General features: G+C 60.0%; 3 protein-coding genes and 1 pseudogene. 2 read left to right on the top strand and 2 right to left on the bottom strand.

The annotated features are described in order from the left end of the window. Positions 1-359, bottom strand: a pseudogene (locus tag Q0216_RS02865) (transcriptional initiation protein Tat); the annotation flags it as partial. A 589-nt stretch (positions 360-948) separates the two neighbouring features. Between Q0216_RS02865 and Q0216_RS02860 the strand changes: the two are divergent. Beyond that, positions 949-2,394 (top strand): histidine kinase, encoded by a 1,446-nt coding sequence (locus tag Q0216_RS02860; protein ID WP_298592773.1) that lies wholly within the window; start codon positions 949-951, stop codon positions 2,392-2,394. 54 nt (positions 2,395-2,448) lie between these two features. Continuing rightward, entirely contained in the window at positions 2,449-3,279 is an 831-nt protein-coding gene (locus Q0216_RS02855) for a response regulator transcription factor (RefSeq protein WP_298592771.1), read from the top strand. A gap of 157 nt (positions 3,280-3,436) precedes the next feature. Here the strand turns inward: Q0216_RS02855 and Q0216_RS02850 are convergent, their stop codons facing one another. Beyond that, the gene (locus Q0216_RS02850; RefSeq protein WP_298592769.1) at positions 3,437-3,754 is read right to left on the bottom strand and encodes a nucleotidyltransferase family protein; all 318 of its coding nucleotides are present in this window, start codon (positions 3,752-3,754) and stop codon (positions 3,437-3,439) included. Between the last annotated feature and the right edge of the window lie 211 nt (positions 3,755-3,965).

The raw sequence follows: 3,965 nt of genomic DNA, 5'->3' as shown, positions 1-3,965 counted from the left end.
GGGGACAGGGGGCCGTTACCGATACCACCAGCTGCGCCGATGAGCTGAACGGTCTGGCCTTCCTTGACCTCGATAATACCGGTGATCTTTGCACCGGAGCCTGCAGCGATATCGTCGTAGTTGGTACCACCAGCGCCACCGACGACCTCGAACTTGATCTTGTCGACCAGTGCGGGAACGATGAAGGAGGTGGTGCCCTTAGCACCTGCAGAGGTGCCCTCTGCGGTGTAAGCTGCGGTGGACTCCCACTCACAAACGGTGGAAGATGCGAAAGCGGGAACTGCAGCGGAAGCTGCGACAACCGGAGCAGCCCATGCTGCGCCAGCGACAACCTTGCGGCGAGAAATGTTAGTAGACATGTATGTCCTTCGAGAGTGATGTCATTTTGAGGAATAAAAGTTATCACCCGCCGTCGTGCGCGGCGAAGAACGTCACCTGATAGGAATCGAGTGAGTGAAGTCGGCTTACGCCAAACCTCAGGTGATAACGACATAATGCTGTAACCGGCCCCTACATGGGGACTTTTGCGTTTCAGAGCTCTTGGTGTTCGCTCCGCGAGGCCTTAGGCCATCTGCGCAGATTTCGGGTACAGCCAAAACTATACCCACCAAGGACCTGTACCGCAATGGTTCCAAATGTGACCCCGATTAGGGGGTTTTCTTTAAACTCTCCGCCTTGGTTGAAGGTTTTTCAACCAAAATCGGTTACTTAAGGGAGTTACAGGTCTCTTAAACCCGAATCTAAACCCCATACAACCCCAAACCCTCAAGCACTACTTGAATAAATATTATAGAAAAAAGTGATAAAACTCACTTAAAATAGCTGTTTTTGGCGTGTCACACACACGTAAGCACACACCCCCACACACAAACCCACAGAAAGTTCCTGCATGTGAGAGCAGAAAACGGGGCCTCAGGCCCCTCCCCGCCATCCCGATACACTGGAAACATGCCCCTCAAGCGCACCGAACCCCAGCAGAACCCACAACACAGCACAGAGACAGCCGAACCCGGCTACGCCGTAACGCATACCCGCGGCAGCTCAGAAAGCAGCGATCTGCCCGCGGACGCTATCACCGCCTCCAGCCGCGTGCAGAGCTACCTCAGAGACAAACGCAGCTTGATGAACGTTATCGTCGTCGCGCACTTGCAGTTCTTCTGTTGCGTGCTTTCCCTTGCCTTCGTCAACGGCTACGACTGGATCCCGGTTATCTCCGCGCTCTGCAGCACCACCGCGCTCTACTTCCGCTACCGCTTCCCCTACGGCAGCATCTACGTGGTCATCGCGGCGCTCTGCCTCACCCTCGTGGCCCCCTTCCCCGACTCACTCGCAGTCACCTGCTACCCGCCGGTCAGCCTCGCTGCCTACCACACCGGCAGGCACTGGACCCGCCGCGCCCGCTTCCGCGGCCTCATTCTCGGCTGGGTCGGCGCACTCGCCGTCACCGTACAGGCCTTAGTCTCATTCCTCTACTACTGGCAGGGAGAACTGCCCGCCCGCATCTTTTTCTCCCTGATGCTCGGCGTGCTCTGCGGATCCATCTTCACCGTCTTCTGGTTCCTCGGCGACTCCCGCCGCATGCGCGAACTGCGCAGCGAAGAGTTCGAAGAACGCGCCCGCCGCCTCGAATACGAGCAGGAGCAGGAACGCCGCCTTGCCGCACAGGACGAACGCACCCGCATCGCCCGCGAAATGCACGATATTGTGGCGCACTCGCTCTCCAGCATTATTTCTCAGGCGGACGGGGCACGCTACGCCGCCGCGAGCGCCCGCACCGCACGCGCACAGCAACCCCAACTGGCTGAGCAGTCGGGCCAGGACCAGCAGTCGGGTCAGGCTCAGCAGCAGAGCACGCCGGATATTGCCGAGCAGACCCTCGAACTCATCGCAGACACGGCACGCGACTCCCTCACCCAGATGCGTTCCCTACTCGGGCTACTGCGCACGGACGAGGCAACCGCTTACGCGCCCGTGCCCACGCTGAATGATATTCCTGCCCTCGTGGAGCAGAGCCGCCGCGCCGGACTACCCGTGACCTTCACCGGAATCACCGGCACCATGGCGCGTACCCTGCCGCAGGGTGCCGAGCTGGCGGCGTACCGCACCGTGCAGGAGGCGCTCACCAACGCACTCAAGCACTCCCCCGGCGCGGCAACCACCGTCACCATTCACTGGGGTGAGGACGGTCTGCAGCTGCGGGTTCAGAACGACCCGGTTTCCGTTGCTTTAACCTCTGCCTCGAATCAGCGCGCCACCAGCCCGGTACCCGGTAGCGGTAACGGTCTGCGCGGCATGAGTGAGCGCATCGCCCTCTACCACGGCACCCTCAGCTACGGTCTGCAGCCCGACGGCGGCTGGCTTGTTGAGGCGACGCTCCCCTACCGCGACCTCTAATACCTCTGACCCCGTTCACCCCGTACCCCACCTCTGTGACCTAGGATTGAAACCATGTACTCTTCTGCAACACAGAACACCCAGCCAATCCGCGTGATGCTTGTTGACGACCAGCGCCTGGTGCGCGGCGGCCTGAGCATGCTCGTCAACTCCCAGCCGGACCTGCAGGTCGTCATGGAAGCTGATGACGGACTGGCGGCTATTGACGTTTTTGACCGTATGGTCTCTGAGGGGCAGGCGCCGCAGGTCATCCTCATGGATGTGCGCATGCCGCACTGCGACGGATTGGAGGCGGCGCGCCGTATTCTGGAGCGTGACGGAGAGCGTGAAGTTTCCGAGGATGAGCGGGTGCGCATTATTATGCTCACGACCTTCGATATTGATGAGTACGTGTATTCGGCGGTGCGTGCGGGTGCGAGCGGTTTCTTGTTGAAGGACACTCCGCCGGAGCAGCTGCTGGAGGCGATTCGTACGGTGCATCGTGGGGATGCGGTGATTGCGCCGTCTGCGACTCGCCGCCTGTTGGAGCAGATGATTCCGGTGCTGGGCTCCCCCGCTCCTGCCGCTCCTGCCACCGACACTGTTGCCGAGTCTGTTCCTAATACTCCCCCGGCTGCGGGTTCTGAGCTTCCTAAGGCGACGTTTATTCCGGCTGAGCCTGTTGCAGACTATCCGCATCGTGAGTTGATTGAGCAGTTGTCGCCGCGTGAGTTTGAGGTGCTGGGTCTGATTGCGCGTGGCTTGTCGAATGCGGAGATTACGCGGGAGTTGGTGTTGTCGGAGGCGACGGTGAAGACGCATGTGTCGCATGTGTTGGCGAAGTTGGGTGCGCGTGATCGTGTTCAGGCGGTCATTATGGCGTATGAGGCGGGTATCGCCCACTAGCGTTCCCTATATATAAGGGCACAGCAGACTAGAGAACACAGTGAAGCCCCGGCGGGCGCCTCCCTTATCGGGGCACCCTCCGGGGCTCTTGAGTTAAGTGGTTTCTTGTATCTCATCGATGATTCGTTCAAAGTCGCTCATCAGCTCAGGCAACTTCTTATAGCGGCAGCTCCACCATGTCCGGTTCTGCTTCCGCATAGATGCGGGGGCGCAGCCGGGTGACCATATCCACGCTACGGCCGGTCAGCTGTTCAATGCGGTGCTGAGCATCCACCATCTGCATGAACTCGTCAAAGGGGGCAACGCCCGGCATCTGCACCAGAAAATCCAGGTCGCTGGTTTCGGTCAGCTCACCGCGGGCGGCGCTGCCGAAGAGTCGGGCACGGCACACACCAGCGTCACGGAGAATCTGAAGAACCTCCGCTTCATGGGGTAGCGTGTACCCGCGACGTAGATTGGGGTGGCTAGTACTCATACACCCATCATACGCGCAAAGCCAGGCTACAGGTCAGCTCCAAGAACCTGAGAGCACGGCAGACTGGAGGACATAGTGAAGCCCCGGCGGGCGCCTCCATTGAACTGCGCCCCGAAACTTGGACGCATCTAATAATAGCCGCTACACGGCCTCCCTCAGGGCCTGATCCCGATACTCTACCGGGGTCAGGCCCCTAAGCTTCACCTGCCGC

This window comes from uncultured Rothia sp. (assembly GCF_937976295.1).
GTDB lineage: Bacteria > Actinomycetota > Actinomycetes > Actinomycetales > Micrococcaceae > Rothia.
The sequence above is the reverse complement of the archived record's forward strand: the minus strand, read 5'-3'. Positions and strand labels throughout refer to the sequence as shown.

Excerpts from the sequence above, each read along its gene's own strand:
- Q0216_RS02860 (WP_298592773.1), top strand. The coding sequence starts at position 949 with ATGCCCCTCAAGCGCACCGAACCCCAGCAGAACCCACAACACAGCACA.
- Q0216_RS02855 (WP_298592771.1), top strand. The coding sequence starts at position 2,449 with ATGTACTCTTCTGCAACACAGAACACCCAGCCAATCCGCGTGATGCTT.
- Q0216_RS02850 (WP_298592769.1), bottom strand. The coding sequence starts at position 3,754 with ATGAGTACTAGCCACCCCAATCTACGTCGCGGGTACACGCTACCCCAT.